This is a genomic window from Candidatus Polarisedimenticolaceae bacterium (assembly GCA_036376135.1).
Lineage (GTDB): Bacteria > Acidobacteriota > Polarisedimenticolia > Polarisedimenticolales > DASRJG01 > DASVAW01.
In genome coordinates, this window is the sequence record DASVAW010000153.1 from 22,220 (window position 1) to 48,256 (window position 26,037).

The window sequence follows — 26,037 nt, forward strand, 5'->3', positions numbered from 1 at the left end:
GGGATCAGCCTCCGAAGGCGGGGACGTCGAGGTACTTGCGCGGGTTCACCTGGCGACCCGCCCGGAGCACCTCGTAGTGCAGGTGGGGGCCGGTCGAGCGCCCGGTGGAGCCGACCCGACCGACGACGTCCCCCTGCTTCACCCTCTGGCCGGGCCGGACGAGCACCTCGCTGAGGTGTCCGTAACGCGTCGAGAGGCCGGAGCCGTGCGACAGGTGCACCACTTTCCCGTACCCCGCCTGGCGTCCGGCGACGGTGACGAGACCGTCGGCTGCGGCCCGCACGGGGGTTCCCGACGCCGCCACGATGTCCAGGCCGCGGTGGAACTCGCGGCTGCCGTCGAAGGGGTCGTTCCGCCAGCCGTAGGAGTCGGAGAACCAGCCTTCGACGGGGCGGATGCTCGGAGTGGACGCGAGCTGGCGCAGCCGCGCTTCGACGGCCGCGTGGATCTCGGAGATCGACTCGTCGAGCGAGGCCGTGCGCTGGCGGAGCGCGTCGAGCTCCTCCTCGAGCATCGCGCGCTCGGTGGCGTCCGGCGGGAGCGTCGAGTTCGAGCCGCCCGTGGGGCGGGTGAACGGGAGCTGGTCGATGCCGACGACCTTCGCGATCCGGCCGGCGGCCGACTCGATCGCGCTCACCTGGTCGCCGATCCGCGCGAGCGAAGCCTCGAAACGCTCGTTGTCCTGCCGGAGCTTGGTGTTTTCGGCCTGAAGGAGCGCCAGGCGCTCCCCTTGAGCGCGAGCTCGGAGGAGCAGATGCGGCGAGAGGACGCTCAGCCCGACGACGAACGCGGCGATGGCGGCGACGGTCACGAGGAAGTTGCGCGAGACGTGGAGTTTTCGGAAGCGTGCCTGGGCATTGGGCAAGATGAAGATCGTGTAGAACTTCCGGGACATCGATCTCCTCCCGCGTCCGTGCCTGCGGCCGAAAAGGCCGGAAAACCTAACACGCGCCCCCGGTCCGGTCAAATCTCCGCGCTCAAGTCCGCTGCACGTTCCGTGCCCTGCCTTAACGCGGGGTTTTGACCCAAATCGCACCCCTTTCGTCACTCCGTTGACGATTTTCGTCGTCGGAACCGTCAACTTTCGTCGAGCTCCTTCGCCGCGAGGATGCGGAAGATCTCGCGGTATCGACGGGTCGCCCCCTCCACGATCTCCAGGGGGAGCGGTGGGGCCGGAGGGGTCTTCGCCCAGCCGATCGACTCGAGCCAGTCACGAATGAACTGCTTGTCGAGCGATGGGGGCGAACCACCCGGAGCGTACCCCGCCACCGGCCAATACCTGGAGGAGTCCGGGGTCAGCACCTCGTCGGCGAGGACGAGCCGGTCGCCGTCGAGGCCGAACTCGAACTTCGTGTCGGCGATGATCACTCCCCGCTCCCGGGCGTGGGCGGCGGCCTCTCCGTACACGCGCAGGGTCGCGTCGCGAATGCGGGACGCCAGGGCTTCCCCGAGCAGCGCCACGACATCGGCATAGGGGATGTTGACGTCGTGCCCCGTCTCCGCCTTCGTCGCCGGGGTGAAGATCGGCTCGGGGAGCCGGTCCGCCTCGCGGAGTCCTGGGGGGAGAGGGATGCCGCAGACGGTTCCGTGCTCCCGGTACTCCTTCCACCCCGACCCGGCGAGGTACCCGCGCGCCACGCACTCCACCGGGAGCATCCTCAGCTTGCGCACGACCATCGAGCGACCGGCCAGCAGCCCCGCGAACGGGAGCAGCGCTTCCGGGAATCGCGACACGTCCGTCTCGACCACGTGGTTCGGCATCCAGGACGCGAAACGCTCGAACCAGAAAGCCGAGAGCTGGTTGAGCACCTTGCCCTTGTCCGGGATCGGCGTCGGGAAGACCACGTCGAAGGCCGACAACCGGTCGCTCGCCACGAACAGCAGCCGGTCGCCAAGATCGAAGATGTCGCGGACCTTCCCCCGCCCGACGAGCGGAATGCCGGGAAGCTCGGTCCGGTAGACGGTCGAGGGGATCGCGCTCATCTTGGACTCCGGCCGCCTCCCGCGAGGAGGAGGCGTCGATCGGACAGGGTGAGATGGATCGGGAGCGTCCCGGCCAGCTCGCCGTCGAGCTGGTACGGGAGGTCGTCGCGCTCGGCCGCGATGGCGACGTGCGACGCGAACCTCAGCCGCGCGCCCGGAAGGTCGCCGTGCGAGCCGCTCCACATGGCCGCCAGAGAGCGCGCGAGCCCGACCGCGCCGCCGTCGAGCCCGCAGACCTGGAAACGCGCCGACCCGAGCTCCGCGCCGGGAGTCGGGCGCAGGAATCCCCCGTACAGCGGGGCGCGCCCGACGACGACGGAGTGCGCCGGGAGGGCCGCGCCGTCGGCCGCGACCGCGAGGCGAGGGAACGGGAAACCCAACAGGCCGCGGACCGCCCCCGTCGCGTAATCGCGGAAGCGGATCTTCCCGCGCACCCGCCCGAGCAGCTCGCGCAGGACCCACGCATCGAATCCCGCTCCCGCCATGAGCAAGAACAAGCGGCCCTCCGCATCCCCGGGAACGACCTCGCGGGTCGTCCCGGAGCCTACCGTCCACTCCGCCGCCGCCGCCGCGTCGATGGGCAGTCCCAGCACGCGCGCGAGCAGGTTCATCGTCCCGGCCGGCGCCACCCCCAGCGCCGTGGCGGTTCCCGCGAGCCCGTTCGCGGCCTCGTGCGCCGTTCCGTCGCCCCCGGCGGCGATCACGAGGTCGAATCCTTCCGCCGCCGCGCGCGCCGCCATCACGCGCGCGTCCCCGGGCGCTCCCGTGCGAACCAGCTCGCACCGTCCGCCCGCCCGCCCGGCGCCCCGGGCGGCGTCGCCTCCCGCGTCGCGGCCGCGCCTGAGCCCCGCCGCGGGGTTGGCGATCACGAGCACGCGCCGGCCGCGGAATCCCGGCACGCGCGTTCCCTCAGCGGGCGTCGTGGAGGACGCGACCGGCGACGATCGTCATCACCGGCGCTCCCTTCAGCGTCCACGACGCGAAGGGGGTGTTGGCGCTCTTCGAGCGGAAGTCCTTGGGATCGATCGTGACCGTCCGCCCGAGGTCGAGGATCGTGAGGTCGGCCGGCGCCCCCTTCGCGAGCGTCCCGCGGTCCAGGCGCAGGACCCGGGCGGGGCCGGTCGTGAACAACTCGACGAAACGCCGCAGCGGGATCACGCCGGCGTGCACCAGGCGGTCGAGGCCGATCGAGACCGCGGTCTCGAGCCCCACGATCCCGAAGGGGGCGTGGGAGAACTCCACGCACTTCTCGTCGTGGTGATGCGGGGCGTGGTCGGTCGCGATCGCGTCCACCGTGCCGTCGGCGATCGCCTCGAGCAGCCCTTCGCGGTCGCGCGGCGCGCGCAGCGGCGGGTTCATCTTCGCGTTGGTGTCGTATTCGAGGACCGCCTCGTGGGTGAGCACGAGATGGTGCGGGGTGACCTCGCAGGTCACGCGGACCCCTTCGGCCTTGCCGCGGCGGACGAACGCAGCCGACTTCGCCGTCGACATGTGGGCGATGTGCACGTGGCCGCCGGTGTATTCGGCCAGGAGGATGTCGCGCTGCACCATGACGTCCTCGGCGACGCCCGGCCAGCCGCGCAGCCCCAGCCGCGTGGAGACCTCGCCTTCGTGCACCTGACCGCCCGCCACGAGCGACGGATCCTCGCAGTGGTCGATCACCGGAAGGTCGAAGATCTGCGCGTATTCGAGCGCCTTGCGCATCAGCTGGCTCGACACGACCGGCTTGCCGTCGTCGGAGAACCCGCGGGCGCCCGCCGCGGCCATGTCCCCCATCTCGGCGAGCTCGAGCCCCTTCTGCCCCTTGGTCACGCAGCCGATCGGGTAGACCGGAACCACGCCGTGGTCGCGCGCCTGCGCGAGGATCAGCTCGGTCACCGCCCGCGAGTCGTTGGGGGGCTCGGTGTTGGGCATGCACGCCACGCCGGTGAAGCCGCCGGCCGCCGCGGCGCGCGTCCCGCTCTCGACCGTCTCCTTCCACTCCTGGCCGGGCTCGCGCAGGTGCACGTGCATGTCGAGAAAACCGGGGCAGACGACGAGTCCCTCGAGGTCGTGGACGGTGGCCCCGGAATCGGGAATGGCCCCGCCCACCTTCGCGATGCGGCCGTCCTCGATCAGGACGTCGGCGACGCCGTCGTGCCCCGACGCGGGATCGACCACGCGTCCGTTCCTAAGCAGCAGCTTCACTTCCGCCTCCTCCGGCCAGCAGGTACAGGACCGCCATCCGCACGGCCACCCCGTTCGTCACCTGGTCGAGGATCACCGAGGCGGCGCCGTCGGCGACGTCGCCCATGATCTCGACGCCGCGGTTGATCGGCCCCGGGTGCATGACGATCGCGTCCGGCTTCGCGCGCTTGAGTCGCGTCGCGTCGAGCCCGTACAGCGCCGCGTACTCGCGGAGCGTCGGGAAGAACCCGCTCTGCATCCGCTCCAGCTGGATCCGGAGCATCATCACGACGTCGGCCCCTTCCACCGCCGCGTCCATGCGGTGGGTCACCTCGCAGCCGAAGGTCGAGGCGTCGCGCGGCATCAGCGTCGGCGGCCCGCACAACACGACGTCCGCGCCGACCTTCCGAAGCAGATTGGCGTTCGAGCGCGCGACGCGGCTGTGCAGGATGTCGCCGATGATCGCGATGCGGAGCCCGGCGAGCCTCCCCTTGTGCTTGCGGATCGTGAAGGCGTCGAGCAGCGCCTGCGTGGGGTGCTCGTGGGCGCCGTCCCCGGCGTTGACGATCGAGGCCCGGCAATGCCCTGCCAGGAAGTGCGGCGCCCCCGCTTCCGAGTGCCGCATCACGATGAAGTCGGGCTGCATCGCCTCGAGGTTCCGGGCGGTGTCGAGCAGCGTCTCGCCCTTCACGAGGCTCGACGTCGACGTGGAGAAGTTCAGCGAGTCGGCGCTCAGGCGTTTCTCGGCCAGCTCGAACGACGACCGCGTCCGGGTCGAGGGCTCGACGAAGAAGTTGACGACCGTCTTCCCGCGAAGGGTGGGGACCTTCTTGATCTCGCGCTCGGAGACCGCGGCGAACCCCTCGGCGGTGTCGAGGACGAGGGCGATCTCCTCCGCGTCGAGCGGTTCGATCCCCAGCAGGTGGCGCCCCTTGAGCCTCATGCCTTCACCTCGCCCCCGCGCACGAGCACGACCTCGTCCGCACCGTCGACCTCCCGCAGCCGCACCTTCACGTCCTCCGTCCGGGAGGTCGGGACGTTCTTGCCGACGAAATCGGCCTTGATCGGGAGCTCCCGGTGGCCGCGGTCGACGAGGACGGCGAGCTGGATCCAGCTCGGGCGCCCGAGATCCATGATCCCGTCGAGCGCGGCCCGGACCGTGCGTCCGGTGTAGAGCACGTCGTCCACGAGCACGACGACCTTTCCGTCGAGATCGAAGGGGATCTCCGTGCGGCCGATCACCGGGTGATACCCGATGCGTTCGAGGTCGTCGCGGTAGAGGTTGATGTCCAGCACGCCGACCGGCGGCGGGGAGCCGCCTTCGAGCCCGGCGAGTTTTCCGGCGAGGCGGCGCGCGATCGGCACGCCGCGGGTCTGGACCCCGACGAGGCCGAGCCCCGCGAGGGTCTTGTTGCGCTCGAGGATCTCGTGCGCGATGCGGCTGAGGGTTCGGTCGAATGCGGTCGCGTCGAGCAGGACGACGCGGTCGGGCGGGACGTTCATCCGGTGCCTCCTTGCGGCCTCACGGGGCCACGCTTCAAGGAAACCTCGCGGAGCATAGCAGCAGCGCCGATTGACCGCCGTCAACCCGGTGGTCTACCCTCCTCGGCCACTCGGAAGGAACCGATGCCCCTCGATTTCGACGCCCCCGTCCGACGCAACGTGGACCTCGGCCACGGCAATTTCCTGATCGAGTTCGACGCGCCCGAGGAGATCCGCACCGGGATGCGTCCGGGCCAGTTCTTCATGATCGGGATCCCCGGGACCGAGGTGCTGCTCCGCCGGCCATTCAGCGTGTGCGGCCTGCCGGGGACCTTCGTCGGCGCCGGCGGCGACGCGGTCCAGGTCCTCTACCGCGTCTACGGGCGCGCGACGGGACTGATGGCGCAGCTCAAGCCCGGCGCACACCTCCAGGTGCTCGGCCCGCTCGGGAACGGATTCGAGCCCCCCGCCGACGCCGGCGCGACCCCCGTGTTCGTGGCGGGCGGGATCGGCTCCGCCGCCTTCCCCTGCTTCGCGACGCGGCTCGCGGCGGCGGGTCGCAGGCCGGTGCTCCTTTACGGCGCCCGCTCGAAAGGAGACCTTCCGCTCCTCGACTGGTTCGAGGGGCACTGCGCGCGGACCGTCGTCGCGACCGACGACGGGAGCCTGGGCCGGAAGGGGCTCGTCACGGCGGCGCTCGAGGAACTGCTCGCCGAGGAAGGCCCGCGGCCGCACCTCTACGCGTGCGGCCCCACGCCGATGCTCAAGGCGGTCGCGAAGATCGCGATCGCGGCGAACGTCCCCTGCGATCTCGCGCTCGAGGCCCCGATGGCGTGCGGCTTCGGCGTGTGCCTCGGTTGCGTCGTCCCGTGCCACGACGGCGGAGGCGGGGTGCGGTACGACCGATGCTGCGTGGAGGGACCGGTCATGCCGGCGTCGAGGCTCGCATGGTGACCCCCGATCTTTCCGTCGAGGTCGGGGCGGTCCGCCTGCGCAACCCCGTGCTGACCGCGTCGGGGACGTTCGGCTACGGCCTCGAGTTCCTTCCCTACCTCGACCTCGCGCGCCTGGGCGGCCTCGTCACGAAGGGCCTTTCGCCCAGGCCCCGCACCGGCAATCCCCCGGAGCGGATCGTCGAGACCCCGTCGGGGATGCTCAACGCGATCGGCCTCCAGAACGTCGGCGTCGACGCCTTCCTCGCCGAGAAGCTTCCCAGGCTGCGCGAGCACGACACCGTGGTCGTCGCGAATGTCTTCGGCGAGACCGAAGCCGAATACGTCGAGGTCTGCCGCAAGCTCGACGACGCGCCGGGCGTGCACGCGATCGAGCTCAACGTCTCGTGCCCCAACGTCGAAGCCGGCGGGATGATCTTCGGGAACGACCCCGCCGCGCTCGCGAAGGTCACCCGTACCGTCCGCAAGGCGACGAAGCTCCCGCTCTGGGTGAAGCTCTCCCCCAACGTCGGCGACATCCGCGACACGGCGCGCGCGGCGGAGTCGGAGGGAGCGGACGCCCTGTCGCTCGTGAACACCTTCGTCGGGATGGTCGTGGACGTCGAGAAGCGCCGCCCGGTCCTCGCGAACGCGAGCGGAGGGCTCTCGGGGCCCGCGATCCGGCCGCTCGCCGTGTGGATGACCTGGCAGGTGCGCCAGGCGGTGCGGATCCCGATCGTCGGCATGGGCGGCATCCTCACCGCCCGCGACGCGCTGGAGTTCATCCTCGCGGGTGCGACCGCGGTCCAGGTCGGCACGGCCAACTTCGTCAGGCCCGCCGCCGCGGTCGAGGTCGCCGAGGGGCTCGAGCACTGGCTCGCGTCGCACGGCGTCGCGACGGTCCGGGAGCTCGTCGGCACGTTGCGCCGCGAGGCGCATCCGGGGAAGCGATGAAGGCCCGCGAGCGGATCTTCGTCGCGATCGACACGCCGGACCCGGCCCGCGCGAGGGCGCTCGCACGCGCGTTGACCGGGCGTGTCGGGGGCTTCAAGGTGGGCCTCGAGGCGTTCGTCGCGAACGGTCCGGCGCTCGTCGAGGAGATCCGCGCGATCGGGCTGCCGGTCTTCCTCGACCTGAAACTCCACGACATTCCGAACACCGTCGCCGGGGCGGCGGCGGCGGCGGGGCGGCTGGGCGTGGCGTTCCTCACGGTCCACGCGCTCGGCGCCGCGTCGATGATCCGGCGCGCCGTCGAAGCCTCCGCGGAGGGCGCCGAATCGGCCGGGCATCCGGCCCCGTGCGTGCTCGCGGTGACCGTGCTCACGAGCCACGACGACCTCAGTCTCGCGTCCGTGGGCGTCGCCGGCCCGTGCCTTCCGGCGGTGGAGCGTCTCGCCGCGGTCGCGCGCGAGGCGCGTGCGGGAGGGCTCGTGTGCTCCCCGCTCGAGATCGTCCGAGCGCGCGCGATCTTCCCCTCGGCCACGCTCGTCGTACCGGGAATCCGCCCCGCGACCTCCGGCGCGCGCCCCGCCGACGATCAGGCGCGGATCGCCGCTCCCGGCGAGGCCGTGGCGTGGGGCGCCGACCGGATCGTCGTCGGGCGGCCGATCACCGGCGCGGCCGACCCCGCCGCGGCCGCCGATGCGATCGCGGCGGACATCGAGGCGACGGGCCCCGCGTGAGGGCGACCTTCCTCGGAACCGGCACCTCCACGGGAGTCCCGGTCCCGACCTGTACCTGCGCGGTGTGCACCTCGACCGATCCGCGCGACCGACGCCTCCGGCCGTCCGTCCTGCTCGAATGGGACGCCGCATCCGTCCTGATCGACACGGGCACCGACCTGCGCGAGCAGGCGCTGACGTACCGGATCGAGCGCGTGGACGCGATCCTGTACACCCATGCCCACGCCGACCACATCATGGGTCTCGACGACCTTCGCATGTACAACTGGAAACGCGGCGGCCCGATCCCGGCCTACGGCTCGGCGACGACGCTCGGGATGCTCCGCCGGACCTTCTGGTACGTCTTCGAGGAGGTCGAAGCCGGCGGAGGCAAGCCCGGGCTCACCCTGCAGGAGGTCGAGCGGCCGTTCGATCTCCTCGGCCGCGAGGTCGTGCCCGTGCCCGCGATGCACGGCCGCCTTCCGGTCACCGGGTGGCGCCTGGGCGGGTTCGCGTATCTCACCGACGTCAGCGGCATCCCGGAATCGTCGTACCCGTTGCTCGAAGGCCTCGACGTGCTCGTGCTGAGCGCGCTTCGCCGCCGGCCGCACCCGACGCACCTCACCTTCGAGCAGTCGACCGCAATCGCGAAGCGCGTCGGCGCGAAGGCGACGTGGTTCACCCACCTGAGCCACGACGTCGGGCATGCGGAGGTCGAGGCCGGCCTTCCTCCCGGGATCCGCGTCGCGCGCGATGGACTTGTGCTCGAAGTCTGAAAATGGGGACAGGCACCTATTTCAGAGGGGGACAGTCACCCTATTTCCCCGAATCCGAAGCGCACGTTACGGGTTCGTGGAAAATGGGGTGACTGTCCCCCTCTGAAATAGGTGCCTGTCCCCATTCTCAGACGCGCATCGACACGAGGCGCGAGACGCCGGGCTCCTCCATCGTCACGCCGTAGAGGAGGTTCGCGGCCTCCATCGATCGCTTGTTGTGGGTGATCAGGATGAACTGCGTGTGCTCCGCGTACTCCTTCAGCATCCGCGTGAAGCGCGTCACGTTCAGCTCGTCGAGCGCGGCGTCCACCTCGTCGAGGAGGCAGAACGGCGACGGCTGGATGCGGAAGATCGCGAAGAGCAGCGCCAACGCCGACATCGACTTCTCGCCGCCGGACATCAGCATCACCGAGCCGAGTTTCTTGCCGGGGGGCTGCGCGATCATCTCGATGCCGGCCTCGAGGACGTCCTCGCTCTCCTCGAGGACGAGATCGGCCCGACCGCCGTTGAACAACACGCGGAAGATCTCCTGATAGGAGGTGCGGACCGCCTCGAAGACCTCGAGGAACTTCTCGCGCGACTGGCGATTGATGCGGCGGATCGACTCCTTGAGCGACTCGATCGAATCCTCGAGGTCCTTCTTCTGGCTCGTGAGGAAGGTGAAGCGCTCCTCGAGCCCCTGGAACTCGTCGATCGCCATCAGGTTGACCGGCCCGATCTGGTCGATCCGCTCCTTGAGCTGCGCGATCGCTTCCTCGAGGGCGCCGGGCTCGAGCGCCTCGAGCTCGGCCATCGCCTCGCCGGCGAGTCCCGCCGCCTCCGAAGCCACGACGCCGAGCTCCTGCGCGCAGAGATCGTCGAGGTGGCCGCGGTCGGACTCCGAGCGCGCCCGCGCCAGCTCCGCGTCCCGGGCGGCGTCGCGGCACGCGTCGAGGTCGGCGCGCGCCTCCCGCACCGCCCCGTCCTTCTCCTGCAACGCGGCGCGCGCGGCGTCGTTTTCGGCCTCGAGGGCCGAAAGCGCGCGCGCGTTCGCCTGCCGACGCTCGACGTCCTCGCCGAGCTCGAGCTCGGTCGTCCGAAGGGTCTCCTGCGCCTCGTCGCGGCGGCGGTTCGCCCCTTCCCGCTCGGACTCCGCCTGCGCGATCCGCGCCTCGACGTCGCCGATCGCCCCCGAGAGGCGCTCGAGCTCCCTGCGGGCGTCGGCCTGGCGCTGCCGTCTCGCGCCGACGTCGGCGCGCACCGCGGCCGCGCTCTCCCCCGCGGCGCGCAACGCCTCGAGCAGCCGGTCGAGGGTGTCGACCTCGGCGGCGAGGGTCGCTTCGAACCCGGCGAACGCTCCCTCGGCGGCCGCCACCGCCTCGTCGGCGGCGTTCCGCTCGGTCTCCATCCGCCTTCCGTCGGCCTCGAGGTTCTCGATCTCCTCGGCGAGGACCTGCACCCGCCGAAGCGCCCGGGCGCGATCGTCCTCCGTGCGCTGGACCTTGAGGTCGAGATCGGAGCGGACGCGCTGAGCCACCTCGAGCTCCGCGCGGCGCCTGGCGACCTCGACGTCGAGCCGGTGCTCCTCGGCGCGGGAGGCGTCCACCCGCTCCTGGAGGCTCGCCGCGAGCACGGCCGCTTCCTCGAGGGCGTGGCGCTCCTCGTGGATCTTGCGGTTGTGCGCGAGAAGGCCCTCCTGCGCGCCCGCCGCGCCCCCCGCCGCGACGAGCCCCGAGGCGTAGACGACCTCACCGGTGGGCGTCAGGTAGTCGGCCTGGGGATGCCGGCGGTGGAGGTCGAGCGCCGCCTCGAGGCTGTCCACGAGCACGGCGTCGCCGATGCGCTCCCGGACGAACCCGTCCCCGGACTTGATGGTGATCCGGTCCTTGAGGCGACCGACGATCCGGGGGTCTCCGAGCAGGTGATCGGGAAGCGGGGCGTGTCCGTTGGCCGGAACGCCGACCGCCAGCGATCCCGCGGGCTGGATCGAGCTCAGCAGGAGGGTGCGCCCCGCGCCGGCGTCCCGCACCAGGCGCGCGGCGCGCTCGGCGTCGCCGTCGTCGCCGACGACCACGGCCGGCAGGAGCCCCTGGAGGTAGGCCTCGGCGGCGGTCTCGAACTCGGGGACCGCTTCGACGAAGTCCGCCACGACGCCGAGCGTGCGGACGCCCGCCTCCGCCCCGCGCGTGAGCACCATACGGACGCCGTCCGAGACGCCGGCGAACCGGGTCGCCACGTCCTCGAGGGTGCGCAGCCGCGCGCCGTGCGATTTCTCGTGCTGCCGCGCCGTCGCGAGGGACTCGGAATCCTCGCGCAGCGTCGCGCGGACGTCCCGGAGCGACGTCTCCGACGCCGCGAGCGCCTGCTGCAGCTCCTCGACGCTGCGGTGGTGTTCTTCGGCCTGGCGGCCGAGCACCTCGGCTTCCGAGCCGCGCGAGGCGAGCTCGCCCGCGGCGGCCTCGCGCTCCGCGGTCAGGCGCGCCGCGTGATGGCGCGCCCGCTCGAGCGCCTCCTCGATCGAGCGCCGGCGATTCCTCTGGTCGGACAGGTGGCCCGTCGCCTCGAAAAGGCGCCGGCGCAGCGTCTCCACCTCGGCCCTCCGTTCGATCACGGCGCGCTCGGCCTCGGCCGCCTCGCGCTGCAGGGCGTCCAGGCGCGCTTCGGCGGAGCGCAGCTCCTCGTCGGCGCGACCGGCCGCCGCTTCGAGCGAGCCGCGTTCGGCGGCGAGCTCGGAACGCCTGGCGTGCATCGCCTCGAGCTCCCCCGAAAGACGGCGATCCGCCTCCTCGGAGACGACGATCCGCTCGCGGCACGCACGGGCGCGCGACTCCTTGCGGTCGATCTCGATGTCCAGAAGGTGCAGCGCCTCCCCCGCCGCGCGGGCGCGCCGCTCGGCATCCTCGAGCGCGAGCCGCTCCTCGACGAGGGACGCCTCGATCGCCGCGAGCCGCGCGCTCGCCGCCGCCTCCTCCTCGCGCGCCTGCCCCTCGCGCTCGCGGAGCCGCAGCAGGTCGGCGTCGAGGGCCCGCGCCCGCAGCGCGAAACGCACCGCCTCCTTCTGGCGCAGCTCGTCGCGCAGCCGCGAGTAACGGCGGGCCTTCGCGGCCTGGCGCTTGAGCGAGTTGATCTGGCGCGTGACCTCCAGGAGGATGTCGTTGACCCGGAGGAGGTTGGCCTGCGTGGCGTCGAGCTTGAGCTCCGCCAGGCGTCGCTTGTGCTTGAATCCCGCGATCCCCGCGGCCTCCTCGATGATGAGGCGCCGGTCCTTCGGCTTCGCGTTGAGGATCGCCTCGATCCGACCCTGCTCGATCGTCGCGTAGGTCTGGGCGCCGACCCGCTCCTCGCGGAGCAGGTCCTGGATGTCCCTCAGGCGGGTCTTGTGCCCGTTCATGAGGTACTCGCTCTCGCCGTCGCGATAGAGGCGCCGCGTGACCACGATGCGCTTGGGGTCGTCGCCGTCGATCCCCGTCGTGCCGACGAGGTGGAGGCTCACCTCGGCGAGGCCGACCGGCTTGCGTCCCTCGGTCCCGTTGAAGATGACGTCCTGCATCGACGATCCCCGGAGCATCCGGGCGCTCTGCTCTCCGAGAACCCAGTTGATCGCGTCGCCGATGTTGGACTTCCCGCAGCCGTTCGGCCCGACCACGGCGGTGATCCCGTCGGGGAACACCACCTCCGCCGAGTCTCCGAACGACTTGAAGCCGGCGATGTGCAGCTTTTCGAGCCTGAGCATGTCGTGGGGCACTCCGTGATGGCCTGGGGCGCGCGGAATATACACCCCGCCGCGCCCCCGTTCCAAGGCTGGACCGCTAAATGTTGGGGGGTCGGAGTCGGAAAACCCCTAAAGGTTGGGGCTGATCAGCGGTCCCGGAACACCAGCAAGTCCGGAACCGCCTGGAGGGCCCGGCGGACCGGCCCGTCGGGGAAGCGCTGGAGCTCCGCCGCCGCCTCCTCGGCATACCGGTGGGCGCGGGCCCGGGCCCGGGCGATCGCTCCGGTCTCGTGGAGAAGGGCCGTCAGCTCCGCGATCTCGCGCACCGCCCCGCCGTTCCCGGCGGCGACCACGGTGCGTGCGAGGTCGGTCGCCCGGGGCGGCCCTTCCGAAAGGAGGTCGATCACGGCGAGGGTGGCCTTCCCCTCGCGCAGGTCGCTCGCCGCAGGCTTGCCGAGGACCGCGGCGTCCCCGGTGAAATCGAGGAGGTCGTCCACCAGCTGGAACGCGAGTCCGAGCTTCAGCCCGTAGCGGCGCAGCGCCTGCTCCCGCTCGTCCCCCACCTGTCCCAGCATCCCCGCGATCTCGCAGCACCCGCCGAACAACGCGGCGGTTTTCCGTTCGACGAGGTCGAGGTACTCCTGCACGCTCAGATCGAGGCGGCCGACGTAGCGCGTCTGGAGCATCTCCCCTTCGGTCATGCGCAACGTGATCTCGGCGAGGACGCGCATGATGCGCAGGCTTCCCGCGTCCAGGGCCATCTCCATCGCCTTGGCGTAGAGGTAGTCGCCGAAGAGGACGGTGATGTTGTTCCCCCAGCGATGGTTGACCGAAGGACGCCCCCGGCGGGTCGTGGCCTCGTCGATGATGTCGTCGTGGATGAGGGTGGCCGAGTGGATGCACTCGAGCACCGTCGCCATCAGGACGTCGTGGGGACCCCGATAACCGACGAGCTTGGCGCAGAGGAGGTGGAGCATCGGGCGGACCCGCTTGCCTCCTCCGTCGGCGACAAACGAGCCGATTTCGTCGACGATCCGGACGGGAGAGGCGACCGACAGGCGAAACAGGTCCTCGACGCGGATCAACTCGTCGGCCACGAGCGCGGCGATATCCGCCGGCGAATACGCCGGCTCCTGGACGGCGGGATCAACCCGCTGCGGCATGCCGCTCGACGCGCCCAAACGCTCCTCCCGAAACGGGCGAGGATACTAACACCCCCACCGGGGCCCCTCCAACGCGGTGCGTCAAGGATTCTGGGCGTCGACGAACTCCGTCCCGGGAGGGGGCTCGAAGGCGAAAACGCCGTCCGGCAGCTTGCGGTTCCGCTTCCATCCCTCGAACCGGTAGGCGGTCCGGTTCCCCGCGGCGTCGAGGATCTCCGCCCCCTCGATCGCCCCGGTGTCCCGGCGGAAGACGAGGAGGATCTCCTCGAGGGCCCCCGCGTTCGCCTCGCGGGGTCGCAACCGCAGCCGACCCGCTCCCGCGTCGGACGCGGTAAAGAGCTCGGACATCGGCTTGTTTCCGGCCAGCAGCGCCGGAAGCAGCTCCGACTCCTCCCCGAGCCTGCCCCGGATCCACTGCTGCTCCGCTTCGAGGTACAGCGCCGTGTGCTCGCCGTTGACCAGCGCCACCTTGCGCTCCGGCCGCTCGTAGTCCCATCGCATGCGACCGGGCCTCTCGATCCAAAGCCGCCCGGATTCCGTGAGCCCGGTCCCCAGGGCTCCCGACAGGAGCGTCTGCTCGAACCGCCCCTCGAGGGTCCGGGTCGCCTTCAGCCAGGACTCGACCGCCGCGAGGGCGGGGACGGGCTCGGCCGCAGGCGCGACCGGCGCGGAAAGGAGGACGGCGGCGGCGAAGGTGCGTAGGATCATGGGTCGATCGTACCGGAGGAACCGTCGATGTGCCTCGCCGCCCTGCTCCTCGCCGCCGCCGCCGCGGCCCCAACCGACGCGGTCGCCCTCTACGACGCCGGGAAATACGCCGAGGCCCGAGCGGCGCTCGAGGCGCTCGACGCGCAAGGGCAGCTGTCCGGGCCCCTCCTCTACCGCCTGTTCTTCTGCCGCCGCGTCCTCGGCGACGAGCCCGCCGCCAAGGACGCCCTCGAGCGGGCCCGCGCCTCGCTCGAGAGCGAGAACACGACCGCGAAGAGCCTCGAGATCCCGTTCTACCTCGCGAACGCCTACGCCAACCTCGGCCTGAAGGACGAAGCGCGGACGGTCGCGGTCGAGACCGCGAGGAAGGTCGGCTCGGGCGGATTGCCGAAGCCGGCCTCTCCGATGGAGAGTTTCCAGCTGGGGCGGCTCCAGCAGGAGGCCGGGGACGCGGAGGCCGCCTCCGCCAGTTTCGCGACCGCGGTCGAAGGGTTCGGCTCGGGTTATCCCGGTCAATCCCGCTGGGCCCGTCGTTACCTCGCCGAGCGCGCGATGTCCCGGGGGGACTTCGCCGCCGCCGAGCCGCACCTCGCGGCGCTCGTCTCCTTCCCCGGCGCGGGCGCCGCCGACTACCGGCAGCTCGCGCTCGCGAACGGACGGCTGCGTCGCTGGGAGGCGGCGGCCCGGGCCTGGAGGGAGGCGGTGCGCCTCGATCCCGCCAATGCCGACGACCCGCGTTACGCGGCGCGCCTGGCCGACGTCGCGGTCCAGCTCGGCTCGCTCCCAGAGCGCGCCCCGGACGGCCGCGGCTGGAACGTCCTGTCGACGGCGGAGCTCGAGGAGACCTTGCGCGACGCGCAGCGGCGGGCGGGCGACGCACGCAATCGCGCCGGCAGCGCTCCCCGGGAGGAGAGACCGAAGATCGAGGCCGACCTCCGGGAGGCGCGCGGGCGCCTCACCGCGTCCGGGCTCGAATACGCCCTTCGCGGCATGGGCCTGCGCGAGTTCGCCTTCAAGGAAGGGATCGCGGTGCTGATCTTCCAGGACGCCCCGTGGACGCTCCCCGCGGAGTAGGGGCCGGTCGCCTCAGAACAGGTCGGCGACCTCGCCGAGCAGCGGCACCTTGAACCGCTCCCCGTCGAGCGCGCGCACGACGCACAGGAACAGCAGCAACGCCGCCCCCACCGCGACGAGCCCGCACGCCGTCCAGACGAGGTCGGCGACGGTGGCCCAGGCGTGACGCGCGACGATCCCGTAGAGCCCCCGGAGCACCACGAAGAGCGCGGCGAGGAAGGCCGACACGAGCACGCCCTGCTTGGCGTGCCACTTCACGAACTCCTTCCGGCCCGCGACGAGCGAGAAGATCACGAGCGGCCCGAGGTACCCGAACACGAGCAGGACGCGGTCCTGGTCGGTGAGCTCGTCGGTGAGCGCGCGTTCTTCCATGGGCCGCCGTTATAGGCTTCCGGCGCGTTTCGGGTCAACCCTCAGAAATTGATCACGAGGGTGGCGGTCAGGATCGTGTCGAGCTCGTCGAGCTCCCGGACGATCGGCGGGGCCACCCCGTCGAGGTCGTCGACGTCGTTGAGGGTCTCGGTCGCGGGCTGCTTGTCATAAAGGACCCGCACCGCGAACTTCAGGGCGAGCCGCGCGTTCAGGCTCGCCTGGATCGACGTCAAGGAGCGCGCGCGAAGATCGTCGGTGTCGTCCAGGTTCTCCAGGATCTCGAGCTCCTGCACGAACTTCGAGGACTCCCCGATCTTCTGCTCGTAGGCGAGAAAACCGCGCGCTCCGGCGAAGTCGCGGTCCTCGCCGTCGACGGGGCTCTCCTGCGTGTAGTCCACGCCGATCTCGCCGGAGAACTTGGTCCGGTCGGTCTCGAAGAACCGGTACCCGATCCCGCCGCCGCCGAACAGGCGGGAGTCGATCCCCTGGAAGCGGTTCCGGTTCCAGCCGGCGAGCGCGTACCAGAACAGATCGCCGGTCACGGTACGGCGGTACTTCCCGTCGAGGAAATACGACTCCGCGGTCGTCTCCTTGGGGGGCTCGACGAGCACGCCGTCGAGGTTGAACGCGTTGGGGGTGGATTCGGTGCGCAGGGCTCCGGCGTTGGAGAGGAACTCCGCGTTCGTCCACTTGTAGCCGTACTTGTTGGAGAAGGCGAAATTGGTGGACTCGGAGTTCCCGCTCGTGACGATCACGCCCAGCTCGGTGGCGTTGGTCCACGGCTTCGCAGGCGCGTCCTCGGCGAGGACGGCGACGTGAGCGAGGCTGGCAACCACGACGGCGACGAAGAACCGCTTCATGAGGCCCCCCGAATGGAAAAGAGCCGGATTCTAGCGGGCGGTATACTCCCCCGCCATGCCGGCCGAATCCTCCCTGACGCCGATGTTCCGGCAGTACCGGACCATGAAGGCGGAACATCCGGGAACGCTCCTGCTGTTCCGGATGGGGGACTTCTACGAGATGTTCTACGAGGATGCGGTCGACGCCAGCCGCGTCCTCGAGCTCGCGCTCACCGCGCGCGGGAAGGGCACCGCCCACGAGGCGCCGATGTGCGGGTTCCCGCACCACCAGATCGACGCGTACACGGCGCGCCTCGTGCGCGCCGGACGTCGCGTGGCGGTCTGCGAACAGGTCGAGGACCCCCGCAAGGCCAAGGGGCTCGTGAGACGGGAAGTGATCCGGGTCGTCACCCCGGGGACCCTGACCGATCCCGGGGAGCTCGACGAGAAGGAACCGGCCTGGATCGCCTCGGTGGCCGAGGTCGGCGGGGTGGTGGGCGCCGCCTTCGCGGACCTCTCGACCGGGTCGTTCCTCGCCTGGCAGTCCTCCGATGGTCCGGACGCCCGCGAAGCCCTCGTCGAGCGTCTCCAGGCGTTCTCACCCCGCGAGATCGTCGTCGCGGAGGAGCTTCCCGCCCGCGAGCGTCTCGCGGAGCTCGGCCGCGCGGCGCTGACGCCGGTCGACGGGTACGCGTTCCTCCCCGATCCCGCCGGGGAGCTGCTTCGCCGCCACTTCGGCGTCGCCTCCCTGGACGGCTTCGGCCTTCGCGACGCGCCGGTCGCGGTCGCCGCCGCGGGGGGGCTGCTCGCCTACCTCCGCGACACGCAGAAACACGGCCTCGAGCACCTCGACGGGATCGCGCTGCACGAGCCGCGCGCCGCGCTCGCCCTGGATCGCGCCACCCGCCGCAACCTCGAGATCGAGCGTTCGCTGCGCGACGGCGCCCGCGCGGGCTCGCTGATCCACGCCGTCGACCGCACGCGCACCGCCGCCGGAGCGCGGCTGCTCCGCGCGTGGATCCTGGAGCCGCTCCTCGACGCCCGCGAGATCGCGCGCCGCCACGATGCGGTCGAGGAGCTCGTCGAGCGGGCGGCGCTGCGCGAGACGATGCGCTCCCGCCTCGAGGCGGTGCGCGACATCGAGCGTCTCACGGGGAGAATCGTCGCCGCGAGCGCGGGCCCGCGCGAGCTCGTCGCCCTGCGCGCGTCCCTCGAGTCGGTGCCGGCGCTCGTCGAGTCCGGATCGACGCTCGCGATGGCCTTCCTTCGCGAGACCCTCGACGGGCTCGATCCGTGCGCCGACCTCGAGCAACGCCTCGCGGCGGCGCTCGTCGACCAGCCCCCCGCCGGCGCGAAGGACGGCGGGGTCCTGCGCGACGGCTTCCACGCCGAGCTCGACGAGCTGCGCGCGATCCGCCGGGACGGCAGCGCGTGGATCACCGCCCTCGAGGCGCGCGAGCGCGAGGCGACGGGAATCGCGTCGCTGAAGGTCCGGTTCAACAAGGTCTTCGGCTACTACATCGAGATCTCGCGGTCGAACCTCGACCGCGTCCCCGACCGCTACACCCGCAAGCAGACGATCGCGGGGGGCGAGCGTTACGTCACCCCCGAGCTGAAGGACTACGAGTCGAAGGTCCTGCACGCGCAGGAGCGGATCGTGGAGCTCGAGTACGAGCTGTTCGCCGCGTTGCGGACCGAGATCGCCGCCCACGCCCACCGGCTCAAGGCGACCGCGCGCGCCCTCGCGCGCCTCGACGTCGTCTGCGCCTTCGCCGAGCTCGCCGTGCGCGAGGGGTACTGCCGCCCGCGCGTCTCGGAGGGGCTCGAGCTGCGGATCGCGGGCGGACGCCATCCGGTCGTCGAGGCGACCCTCGGCCACGGCCGCTTCGTCCCGAACGACACCTCCCTCGACCCCCCCGCCTCGGCGATCGGCATCCTCACCGGCCCGAACATGGGGGGGAAGTCGACCTACCTGAGGCAGGTCGCGCTGATCGTCGTCCTCGCGCAGGCGGGCTCGTTCGTCCCCGCCGAATCGGCCGAGATCGGGATCGTCGATCGCGTCTTCTGTCGCGTGGGAGCGTCGGACAGTCTGGCCGAAGGGCAAAGCACGTTCATGGTGGAGATGACCGAGACGGCGAACATCCTCCACCACGCCGGGCCGCGAAGCCTCGTCCTCCTCGACGAGATCGGCCGCGGGACCTCGACCTTCGACGGCCTCGCGATCGCGTGGGCGGTCGCGGAGCACCTCCACGGCCGGGCGGGAGGAGCGCCGCGCACGCTCTTCGCGACGCACTACCACGAGATGACCGAGCTCGCCGTGGCGCTCCCCGGCGTGCGCAACCTCCGCATGGCCGTGCGCGAGCGCGGGCACGAGGTCGTCTTCACGCACCGCGTGGAGTCCGGCGCGGCCGACCGCTCCTACGGCATCCACGTCGCGAGGCTCGCGGGGGTGCCCGCGGCCGTCCTGGCGCGGGCGCGCGAGATCCTCGAGAACCTGGAGAAGGACGAGTTCGGCGGGGACGGGCTTCCGCGTCGCGCGCGCCGGGGCGGATCGACGCGATACCGCCGCGGCGAGACGCCGCTGTTCGCCCTGGCGGAGCCCGAGCCGCGCACGCCGCCACCCGATCCGAGCGTGGCGGAGATCCTGGCGGAGTTGCGGGCGTGTGATCCGGACCGGCTCACGCCGATCGACGCCCTTCAGAGGCTGGACGCGTGGGTGCGCCGCCTCCGCACCCGCGGAGACGGCGCCTAGGCCGAGCGTCGGTCAGAAGGCGACGAGGGCGTCCTTCTCGGTCTGGTACGAGTCGAAGACCTCTTCGAGCTTGGTGAGCGCGAGCAGGTCCTGGACCTTCCCCGCCGGCTTGAGCAGCTTGACGGTGCCGCCCTTCTCGCGAGCCCGCTTGTAGCAGGCCACGAGCTCGCCGATGCCGGCCGAATCCATGTACGACACGCCCTCGAGATTGAGCAGGATGTTCTTCTTGCCGCCGTCGAGCAGCGCCTGCACCTTCTCCCGCAGCAGCGAATCGCCCTCGCCGATGGTGATCTTGCCCGAGAGGTCCACGACCGAGACGTGACCGGCCTCGCGGACGTTCAACTTGAGGCTCATGGGAAACTCCTCCGAGTTCTGCGGTTCAGCGCCGCTTCGCGTTGCCGCGGCGGCCGGATTGTACCTTCTTGTGCATCGTGACTTCCATGCCGCGTCCGGGCCTGCGCCGGAACTCCAGCCGGTCCGTGTACGCACGCATCATCAGGATCCCCCGACCGGACGTGTTGAGGATGTGCTCCTTGTCCGTCGGATCGGGGGTCGCCTGCGGGTCGAATCCCTCCCCACGGTCGCGGATCCGCACCCGGATCCCGCGCTTGAGGAGGTCGAAACGGACCTCGACCGGGACCTTCGGATCCTGACGGTTTCCGTGGACGAGGGCGTTGATCACGCCCTCGTGCACCGCGATGGCGAGATTCAGGGCCTCGTCGTCCGAGAATCCGGCCTGGGCTCCCAGTTTTTCCGCCAGGGCGTGCGCGGTCTCCACGAACCGGACGGAGCTGGGAAACCTGAGGACGACGGCTTCGGCCAAGATTCCTCCCGTAAACCGCGGGAGGATATCCGCCCCGGCGCGGAACCGTCAACGAATTGGGCCGCCCCCCTCGGACTTGCCGCCGGTCCAACGCAGCACCGCGGCTCCCCAGGTGAGCCCGGCCCCGAACCCGGTCATGAGCAGATTCGCCCCCGGGGACACCCGGCCGGTCCGGACCGCCTCGTCCAGGGCGATCGGGATCGTGGCCGCGGCGGTGTTGGCGTAACGATCGACGGTGACGAGCATCCGGTCGCGGGGGATCTTCAGACGCTCGATCCCCGCCTCGAGGATCCGCAGGTTGGCCTGATGCGGGACGAAGAGGTCGACGGCGTCCGGCGCCAGCCCCGAGCGGTCGAGCGCACGGCGCGAGGCGGTGACGAGGGCCTCGACGGCGAACCGGAAGAGCGTCGGACCGTCCATCTGGATGAAGTGCTCCCGGGCCTCGATCGTCTCGGCGGAGGCGGGTTTGCGCGATCCGCCGGCGGGCATCCTGAAGAGGGACCCCCCGGAACCGTCGGCCCCCATGTGCCACCCGAGAAGGCCCGTGGATCCGTTGACCGGTCCGAGGACCACCGCCCCCGCGCCGTCCCCGAACAGGGCCGTGACCTTCTGGTCCATCGGGTCGATGATCCTGGAGTTCACGTCCGACCCGACGACGAGCACCCGTCGCGCCGCCCCGTTCGCGATGAACTGCGCCGCGGTCACGAGGGCGTAGACGAACCCGGAGCAGGCCGCCTGCAGGTCGAACGAGGCGGCGGGTTGCGCTCCGAGTCGGTCCTGGATCAGGCACGCGGTCGAGGGGAAGGCCATGTCGGGGGTGTAGGTCGCGCAGATGACGAGGTCGAGCTCCCTGGGCTCCACCTCGGCGGCGTCGAGCGCCTGCCGCGCGGCCAGAAGTCCCAGGTCGGAGGCGGCGACCCCGGGCGCGGCGAACCGACGCTGCTGGATCCCCGTCCGCTTGAGGATCCAGTCTTCGGAGCAGCCGTAGCGCTCCGCGAGCTCGCGGTTGTCGACGATGCGGTCGGGGACGTGACTCCCCGTGCCGAGCACGCCGGCACGAACCTGCCCGTCGCCTGCCATGTCGGGACCCCCACCCCAGAAGGGCCACGGAGATATACGGCTCTGCGGCGGTTTGCTGCAAGGAAGAAGAAGCGGCTCAATGGCATGCGAGGATGCGCGTGGAGGCCTCGACATGCTTCGGAACACCCTCGTCCTGCTCGCCCTCGTCGCGGCGGGCGTCAACAACGCCGATTCCGCCGACACCCCGAATGCCGACCTGAAGGAGCAGGTCCGGAAGACCGAGGTCGCCTTCGCGAAGACGATGGCCGACCGGGACCACGCGGCGTTCACCTCGTTCCTGGCGGACGAGACGGTGTTCTTCGGCCGGAGCGTCCTGCGCGGCAAAGACGCCGTCGCCGCCGCATGGAAGCGGTTCTACGAGGGGCCCGCCGCGCCGTTCTCCTGGGCTCCATCGGATGTCGAGGTCCTCGATTCCGGGACTCTGGGATACACGAGCGGGCCGGTGCTCGATCCCGCAGGAAACCGCGTCGGCACGTTCAACTCCGTCTGGCGCCGGCAGCCGGACGGCTCCTGGAAGATCGTCTTCGACAAGGGATGCCCCGAATGCGATTGCGCGCCGAAGCCGGTCGCGGTTCCGGCGGGAGCGACCGGAATCGCGGCGCTCGCGTGGATGGCGGGCGACTGGCGGACCGAACCCGGCAAGCGCCAGGTCGACGAACACTGGACGGCACCGTCCGGGGGCTCGATGCTCGGCATGAGCCGCACGGTCGCCGACGGGAGCACGAGAGAGTTCGAGTATCTGCGGATCGTCGCGCGCGCCGACGGCATCTTCTACATCGCGCATCCCGGAGCGCGCAGCCCCGGGACGGAGTTCAAGCTCACCCGCAGCTCCGAGGGCGAGGCCGTGTTCGAGAACCCGCAGCACGATTTCCCGAAGCGGATCACCTACCGGCTCGGGGCGGACGGGACGTTGACCGCCGTCGTGGACGGAGGAGAAGGAACGAAGGGGTTCACGTTCGTGTTTTCCCGGAGCGCGCGCTAGACAAGCGTCAAGCGCCCGATGCGCCGGGGTCGGCGCCGAGTCATCCTTCCTCGGGAACCGCTGGGGGCCTGGATGCCGATGCGGGGACTGGCCTTCGTCATGGTCCTGGCGGGGTCGGCAATCCGCCCCGACGCCGAGGCCGCGTCGCCGCTCGACCGCATCGCCGATCCGGTCGTGTTGACCGGCGCCGATCTGCCGACGCTGGTCGGGAACAACCCGGCTGGCCTCGTGGCCTTCCGCTTCGAAGGAGGCTGGGTCCAGATTCCCCTCCAGGTGGACGAGCGCGCGCTCGTCGACTTCGGCACGATCTACGGCAGCGCCCCGGTCGGCCTGACCGTGCGGACCTACACCGACGCGGGGACGTTCACCGGCGCCGATCCCGACGCGGCGTTCGACGCGGACGACGAGCTCGTCGTCATGGCGATCGACGCGGGGGGATCCCGCGCGGGCTTCGCCGACCCTCCGGAACACGTGGATCCGGCCGCGGGGGTAGAGGTCGAGATCCGCGACCCGCTCGACGGAGCGCGCGCCTGGGTCTACCTCTTCCCCGGCGACGGTACCCTCGACCCCGCGGCGGGGGCCCAGCGGGTGGCCTACGCTTTCAACCTCCTCTCGGGGGACTACAAGACCACCTACAACACCGCCGTCGGGCCGAATCCCGAGAACTCCGTCGTGACGACCTCGAGCTACGGCGTGCGCTTCTCCGACCGCTGGATCCGCGACGAGACGCGCGTGACCGCGGGGAACGCCACGGGGGTCGACATCCTCGACCGGCACAAGACCAAGCTGCGCCCGCGGGACTGCAGCCGCACCGAGCAGACCTTCAGCAGCGACGGCGGCGCGCTCATCGTCAACCGATCGGGCCCGCTGCGGGCGATCCGGGGGTACATCGGGGCGAACAGCGGCATCACCACGCACCGGATCCACGCCTTCTACGAGGCGCGCGAGGACGTCTGGACGTTCGTGCGCGTCCACTCGATCCCGGGGATCCTGGACCTGTTCGACTACTCCCCGGGCGCGGCCGGGATGGTCTATTACAACGACTTCAACGTCGCCGGGGCGACGATCGACGGAAGCCCGGACCCGGTCTCGTCGGCGCCGCAATCCTGGGAGATGGTGACCGGTGCGCAGGGGACGCTCGCGATGACCCTGCGCGTGGTGTCCGACATCCCCGCGCTGGCCTGCGTCGCGTATTACTCCGACAGCCTGAATCCGCTCGACACGCAGTGCACCGGCGACGCCTGGCAGTACGGGGAGAGCGGGATCTGGATCCCGGCGGCGATTCCGAACACCGATCCCGCCGGGGGCGTGTCCTTCCGCCTGGAGTTGTTGCGCGTCATCCGTTACGCGCCGCCGGGGCAGCCCCCGGCCTTCGCCGCCCGCGCGGCCGAGGAGGCCGCCTCCCCGCCGGCGGCGAGCGTCTCTGCGTGGCCGCCCGCGGTGTGCCCCGACGAAGACGGCGACGGCCGCGCCCTCTGCGCGCCGTCCTGCGAGCCTCCCGGCGGAGCGACCTGCGGCGACAACTGCCCGGCGGCGGCGAACGCCGACCAGGGCGACCTCGACGAGGACGGCGAAGGGGACGCCTGCGACGACGACGACGATGACGACGGAACGGCGGACGCCGAGGACTGCGCCCCGCTCGATCCCTCGGCGGCGCGTCTGCCGACCGAGGTCGAGGGGTTCCTCGTGGACAAGGGCGGCGGCGGCGCCTTCTCTTGGACGAGCGAAGGGCCGGGGTTCCGCTACGACCTCGTGACGGGAGAACTTCTGCAGCTCCGCACCGACGGGACGTTCGCCGGCGCGACCTGCCTGCTGGGGAACGTCGTCTCGCCGAACGGGGCCGATCCCACCCCGGCCCCGCCCGCGGGTGCCGGGGTCTATTTTCTCGTCCGCGCCCGGAACGCCTGCGCTCGGGGCACTTACGGACGGACGAGCGAGGGGACCCCGCGGACGATCGCGCAGGACTGCCCCTAGGCGACGCCGGGTTCGTCGGACTTCCTACTCGGAGGCTCTCGGCACGGGGTCTACCTCGGAGCGCGCATGGCACCGGAACGGCCCTCGCGATACCCCACCGCCTCCGCGAGGTGTCGCGGTTCGACGGTCTCCCCGCCTTCGAGATCCGCGATCGTCCTCGCGACCCGCCGCACGCGCGTCCAGCCTCTCGCGGACAGGCCGAGCCGCTTCGACGCCTCGGAGAGCAGCCGGCTTCCCTCCGCCTCGAGCGGTGCGGCGCGGTCGAGCTCGGCTCCGGTGAGCCGGGAGTTGACGGACCCTCGAGCCTCCTGCGCCGCCCGCGCGGCCAGCACCCGCTGCCGCACGGGCAGCGACCCCTCCCCGGCCTTCGCCGCCGCGAGGTCGAGCGGATCGACCGCGGGCACGTCCACCACGAGATCGAACCGGTCGATCAGCGGACCCGAGATCTTGGCGAGATAACGATCGACCTCGATCGGCGAGCAGCGGCAGCGGCCGCGCGGGTCGCCGAGGTGGCCGCAGGGACAGGGGTTCATCGACGCGATCAGCGCGAACTCCGCCGGGAAGGTCGCACGCTCGTGGAGCCTGGCGATCGTGATCGCTCCCTCCTCGAGGGGCTGACGCAGCGCCTCGAGGGCGTCGCGACGGAACTCGGTCAGCTCGTCGAGGTAGAGCACGCCCCCGCTCGCGAGGGTGATCTCGCCGGGCTTGAGGCGAAGCCCGCCGCCGGTGAGCCCCGCGAACGAGATCCCGTGGTGGGGCGCGCGGAAGGGGCGCTCGACGACGAGCCCATCCGCGAGCCCCGCGGCGCTCCAGACCTGCGTCACGCGCAGCGCCTCGTCGAGCGTCATCGGCGGGAGGATCCCCGGAAGGCGCCGCGCGAGCATCGTCTTCCCCGACCCCGGAGGTCCCGTGAGCAGCAGGTGATGTCCCCCGGCGGCGGCGATCTCGAGGGCGCGGCGTGCGCTCGCCTGCCCCTTCACCTCCGCGAGGTCGGCGACGCCCGTTCGTTGTCGCGCGTCCTCGAGGCGACGGTGCGGCTCGACCCTCGTCGGCCTCCTGGTCGGACGCCCCGCGACGAGGGCGAGGGCTTCCGCGAGGCTCGCGGCGCCGTACACCTCGAGCCCCTCGACGAGGGCGGCCTCCGCGGCGTTCTCCTCGGGGACGACGAGGCGCGCAAAGCGCGCGTCGGTCGCGGCCAGCGCGATCGACAACGCACCCCGAACCGGGCGCAACGCGCCGTCGAGGGCGAGCTCGCCGGCGAGAACCGCACGGACCGGGCCCACCGGCACCTGGCCGTCCGCCGTCAGCAGCGCGGCGGCGATCGGGAGATCGAGCCCCGTTCCGCGCTTCGGGAGCTCGGCGGGGGCGAGGTTGAGCGTGATGCGGTGCTGCGGGAGCCTGAACCCCGCGTGGCGCAGCGCCGCGCGCACGCGATCGAGCCCTTCGCGCACCGCGCTGTCGGGGAGCCCCACCGCGGCGATCGTGGGAAGGCCTCCGGCGAGATCGACCTCGACGGCGACGAGGCGCGCCTCGATCCCGGCGAGGACGGCGCCCGTGGCGCGTCCGAGCATGGAACACC

At 71.4% G+C, this 26,037-nt stretch carries 23 protein-coding genes; 8 read left to right on the forward strand and 15 right to left on the reverse strand.

All coding sequences use genetic code 11. From position 1 onward, the window contains the following. Window positions 1-4: 4 nt before the first annotated feature. The 6 genes from VF139_15985 to pyrR all read right to left on the reverse strand — a co-directional run bounded on the left by VF139_15985 (window position 5) and on the right by pyrR (window position 5,652). A complete protein-coding gene (locus tag VF139_15985; GenBank protein ID HEX6852897.1) occupies window positions 5-895 on the reverse strand; it encodes a M23 family metallopeptidase in 891 nt (296 codons plus the stop codon). A 182-nt stretch (window positions 896-1,077) separates the two neighbouring features. Beyond that, window positions 1,078-1,983: a phosphoribosylaminoimidazolesuccinocarboxamide synthase gene (locus VF139_15990; protein ID HEX6852898.1), complete on the reverse strand. Its 906-nt coding sequence runs from the start codon at window positions 1,981-1,983 to the stop codon at window positions 1,078-1,080. After that, window positions 1,980-2,882 carry a diacylglycerol kinase family protein gene (locus VF139_15995; GenBank protein HEX6852899.1) on the reverse strand — a complete coding sequence of 301 codons (903 nt, stop codon included), beginning with the start codon at window positions 2,880-2,882 and terminating at the stop codon, window positions 1,980-1,982. Before VF139_15995 ends, VF139_15990 begins: the two co-directional genes overlap by 4 nt. A gap of 10 nt (window positions 2,883-2,892) precedes the next feature. Beyond that, window positions 2,893-4,170 (reverse strand): dihydroorotase, encoded by a 1,278-nt coding sequence (locus VF139_16000; GenBank protein HEX6852900.1) that lies wholly within the window; start codon window positions 4,168-4,170, stop codon window positions 2,893-2,895. Then, window positions 4,154-5,092 carry an aspartate carbamoyltransferase catalytic subunit gene (locus VF139_16005; protein HEX6852901.1) on the reverse strand — a complete coding sequence of 313 codons (939 nt, stop codon included), beginning with the start codon at window positions 5,090-5,092 and terminating at the stop codon, window positions 4,154-4,156. The genes VF139_16000 and VF139_16005 overlap by 17 nt, the downstream gene beginning before the upstream one ends. After that, on the reverse strand, window positions 5,089-5,652 hold the full coding sequence (pyrR, locus tag VF139_16010; GenBank protein ID HEX6852902.1) for a bifunctional pyr operon transcriptional regulator/uracil phosphoribosyltransferase PyrR: 564 nt from the start codon (window positions 5,650-5,652) through the stop codon (window positions 5,089-5,091). Before pyrR ends, VF139_16005 begins: the two co-directional genes overlap by 4 nt. A gap of 123 nt (window positions 5,653-5,775) precedes the next feature. On the opposite strand from pyrR, the gene VF139_16015 reads away from it, so the two are divergent. Genes VF139_16015 through VF139_16030 form a run of 4 tightly spaced genes read left to right on the forward strand, consistent with a single transcriptional unit; the run spans window position 5,776 to window position 9,000 of the window. Next, window positions 5,776-6,585, forward strand: coding sequence for a dihydroorotate dehydrogenase electron transfer subunit (locus VF139_16015; GenBank protein ID HEX6852903.1), 810 nt, complete (start codon window positions 5,776-5,778; stop codon window positions 6,583-6,585). Further along, entirely contained in the window at window positions 6,579-7,517 is a 939-nt protein-coding gene (locus VF139_16020; GenBank protein ID HEX6852904.1) for a dihydroorotate dehydrogenase, read from the forward strand. The genes VF139_16015 and VF139_16020 overlap by 7 nt, the downstream gene beginning before the upstream one ends. Further along, window positions 7,514-8,245: an orotidine-5'-phosphate decarboxylase gene (pyrF, locus tag VF139_16025; protein ID HEX6852905.1), complete on the forward strand. Its 732-nt coding sequence runs from the start codon at window positions 7,514-7,516 to the stop codon at window positions 8,243-8,245. The genes VF139_16020 and pyrF overlap by 4 nt, the downstream gene beginning before the upstream one ends. Continuing rightward, complete coding sequence (locus VF139_16030) at window positions 8,242-9,000, forward strand: MBL fold metallo-hydrolase (GenBank protein ID HEX6852906.1); 759 nt, start codon at window positions 8,242-8,244, stop codon at window positions 8,998-9,000. Before pyrF ends, VF139_16030 begins: the two co-directional genes overlap by 4 nt. A gap of 127 nt (window positions 9,001-9,127) precedes the next feature. Here the strand turns inward: VF139_16030 and smc are convergent, their stop codons facing one another. The 3 genes from smc to VF139_16045 all read right to left on the reverse strand — a co-directional run bounded on the left by smc (window position 9,128) and on the right by VF139_16045 (window position 14,562). Further along, the gene (gene smc, locus VF139_16035; protein ID HEX6852907.1) at window positions 9,128-12,712 is read right to left on the reverse strand and encodes a chromosome segregation protein SMC; all 3,585 of its coding nucleotides are present in this window, start codon (window positions 12,710-12,712) and stop codon (window positions 9,128-9,130) included. 125 nt (window positions 12,713-12,837) lie between these two features. Next, window positions 12,838-13,854 (reverse strand): polyprenyl synthetase family protein, encoded by a 1,017-nt coding sequence (locus tag VF139_16040; GenBank protein ID HEX6852908.1) that lies wholly within the window; start codon window positions 13,852-13,854, stop codon window positions 12,838-12,840. Window positions 13,855-13,935: 81 nt separating this feature from the next. Beyond that, the gene (locus VF139_16045; protein ID HEX6852909.1) at window positions 13,936-14,562 is read right to left on the reverse strand and encodes an outer membrane lipoprotein carrier protein LolA; all 627 of its coding nucleotides are present in this window, start codon (window positions 14,560-14,562) and stop codon (window positions 13,936-13,938) included. A gap of 27 nt (window positions 14,563-14,589) precedes the next feature. Between VF139_16045 and VF139_16050 the strand changes: the two genes are divergently transcribed. After that, window positions 14,590-15,636 (forward strand): hypothetical protein, encoded by a 1,047-nt coding sequence (locus tag VF139_16050; GenBank protein ID HEX6852910.1) that lies wholly within the window; start codon window positions 14,590-14,592, stop codon window positions 15,634-15,636. A gap of 12 nt (window positions 15,637-15,648) precedes the next feature. Here VF139_16050 and VF139_16055 read toward each other — a convergent pair whose 3' ends face one another. Then, complete coding sequence (locus VF139_16055; GenBank protein ID HEX6852911.1) at window positions 15,649-16,008, reverse strand: hypothetical protein; 360 nt, start codon at window positions 16,006-16,008, stop codon at window positions 15,649-15,651. 41 nt (window positions 16,009-16,049) lie between these two features. Beyond that, window positions 16,050-16,868 (reverse strand): DUF481 domain-containing protein, encoded by an 819-nt coding sequence (locus tag VF139_16060; protein HEX6852912.1) that lies wholly within the window; start codon window positions 16,866-16,868, stop codon window positions 16,050-16,052. Between the two features lie 55 nt (window positions 16,869-16,923). On the opposite strand from VF139_16060, the gene mutS reads away from it, so the two are divergent. After that, a complete protein-coding gene (gene mutS, locus VF139_16065; protein ID HEX6852913.1) occupies window positions 16,924-19,599 on the forward strand; it encodes a DNA mismatch repair protein MutS in 2,676 nt (891 codons plus the stop codon). A 12-nt stretch (window positions 19,600-19,611) separates the two neighbouring features. On the opposite strand, the gene VF139_16070 is transcribed toward mutS, so the two are convergent. From VF139_16070 to VF139_16080, 3 genes are read right to left on the reverse strand one after another with little or no spacing between them, the layout of a single operon-like run. Next, the gene (locus tag VF139_16070) at window positions 19,612-19,953 is read right to left on the reverse strand and encodes an STAS domain-containing protein (GenBank protein HEX6852914.1); all 342 of its coding nucleotides are present in this window, start codon (window positions 19,951-19,953) and stop codon (window positions 19,612-19,614) included. Window positions 19,954-19,978: 25 nt separating this feature from the next. Next, window positions 19,979-20,422 carry an ATP-binding protein gene (locus VF139_16075; protein ID HEX6852915.1) on the reverse strand — a complete coding sequence of 148 codons (444 nt, stop codon included), beginning with the start codon at window positions 20,420-20,422 and terminating at the stop codon, window positions 19,979-19,981. A gap of 48 nt (window positions 20,423-20,470) precedes the next feature. Next, window positions 20,471-21,502 carry a beta-ketoacyl-ACP synthase III gene (locus tag VF139_16080; protein HEX6852916.1) on the reverse strand — a complete coding sequence of 344 codons (1,032 nt, stop codon included), beginning with the start codon at window positions 21,500-21,502 and terminating at the stop codon, window positions 20,471-20,473. A 112-nt stretch (window positions 21,503-21,614) separates the two neighbouring features. Between VF139_16080 and VF139_16085 the strand changes: the two genes are divergently transcribed. Together VF139_16085 and VF139_16090 are read left to right on the forward strand one after the other, a co-directional pair. Continuing rightward, window positions 21,615-22,484 carry a DUF6265 family protein gene (locus tag VF139_16085; protein HEX6852917.1) on the forward strand — a complete coding sequence of 290 codons (870 nt, stop codon included), beginning with the start codon at window positions 21,615-21,617 and terminating at the stop codon, window positions 22,482-22,484. 72 nt (window positions 22,485-22,556) lie between these two features. After that, entirely contained in the window at window positions 22,557-24,458 is a 1,902-nt protein-coding gene (locus tag VF139_16090; protein HEX6852918.1) for a hypothetical protein, read from the forward strand. 50 nt (window positions 24,459-24,508) lie between these two features. Here VF139_16090 and VF139_16095 read toward each other — a convergent pair whose 3' ends face one another. After that, entirely contained in the window at window positions 24,509-26,029 is a 1,521-nt protein-coding gene (locus tag VF139_16095) for a YifB family Mg chelatase-like AAA ATPase (protein ID HEX6852919.1), read from the reverse strand. Between the last annotated feature and the right edge of the window lie 8 nt (window positions 26,030-26,037).

Excerpts from the sequence above, each read along its gene's own strand:
- VF139_15985 (HEX6852897.1), bottom strand. The coding sequence starts at position 895 with ATGTCCCGGAAGTTCTACACGATCTTCATCTTGCCCAATGCCCAGGCA.
- VF139_15990 (HEX6852898.1), bottom strand. The coding sequence starts at position 1,983 with ATGAGCGCGATCCCCTCGACCGTCTACCGGACCGAGCTTCCCGGCATT.
- VF139_16005 (HEX6852901.1), bottom strand. The coding sequence starts at position 5,092 with ATGAGGCTCAAGGGGCGCCACCTGCTGGGGATCGAACCGCTCGACGCG.
- pyrR (HEX6852902.1), bottom strand. The coding sequence starts at position 5,652 with ATGAACGTCCCGCCCGACCGCGTCGTCCTGCTCGACGCGACCGCATTC.
- VF139_16015 (HEX6852903.1), top strand. The coding sequence starts at position 5,776 with ATGCCCCTCGATTTCGACGCCCCCGTCCGACGCAACGTGGACCTCGGC.
- VF139_16020 (HEX6852904.1), top strand. The coding sequence starts at position 6,579 with ATGGTGACCCCCGATCTTTCCGTCGAGGTCGGGGCGGTCCGCCTGCGC.
- pyrF (HEX6852905.1), top strand. The coding sequence starts at position 7,514 with ATGAAGGCCCGCGAGCGGATCTTCGTCGCGATCGACACGCCGGACCCG.
- smc (HEX6852907.1), bottom strand. The coding sequence starts at position 12,712 with ATGCTCAGGCTCGAAAAGCTGCACATCGCCGGCTTCAAGTCGTTCGGA.
- VF139_16040 (HEX6852908.1), bottom strand. The coding sequence starts at position 13,854 with ATGCCGCAGCGGGTTGATCCCGCCGTCCAGGAGCCGGCGTATTCGCCG.
- VF139_16045 (HEX6852909.1), bottom strand. The coding sequence starts at position 14,562 with ATGATCCTACGCACCTTCGCCGCCGCCGTCCTCCTTTCCGCGCCGGTC.
- VF139_16050 (HEX6852910.1), top strand. The coding sequence starts at position 14,590 with ATGTGCCTCGCCGCCCTGCTCCTCGCCGCCGCCGCCGCGGCCCCAACC.
- VF139_16055 (HEX6852911.1), bottom strand. The coding sequence starts at position 16,008 with ATGGAAGAACGCGCGCTCACCGACGAGCTCACCGACCAGGACCGCGTC.
- VF139_16060 (HEX6852912.1), bottom strand. The coding sequence starts at position 16,868 with ATGAAGCGGTTCTTCGTCGCCGTCGTGGTTGCCAGCCTCGCTCACGTC.
- mutS (HEX6852913.1), top strand. The coding sequence starts at position 16,924 with ATGCCGGCCGAATCCTCCCTGACGCCGATGTTCCGGCAGTACCGGACC.
- VF139_16070 (HEX6852914.1), bottom strand. The coding sequence starts at position 19,953 with ATGAGCCTCAAGTTGAACGTCCGCGAGGCCGGTCACGTCTCGGTCGTG.
- VF139_16080 (HEX6852916.1), bottom strand. The coding sequence starts at position 21,502 with ATGGCAGGCGACGGGCAGGTTCGTGCCGGCGTGCTCGGCACGGGGAGT.
- VF139_16085 (HEX6852917.1), top strand. The coding sequence starts at position 21,615 with ATGCTTCGGAACACCCTCGTCCTGCTCGCCCTCGTCGCGGCGGGCGTC.
- VF139_16090 (HEX6852918.1), top strand. The coding sequence starts at position 22,557 with ATGCCGATGCGGGGACTGGCCTTCGTCATGGTCCTGGCGGGGTCGGCA.
- VF139_16095 (HEX6852919.1), bottom strand. The coding sequence starts at position 26,029 with ATGCTCGGACGCGCCACGGGCGCCGTCCTCGCCGGGATCGAGGCGCGC.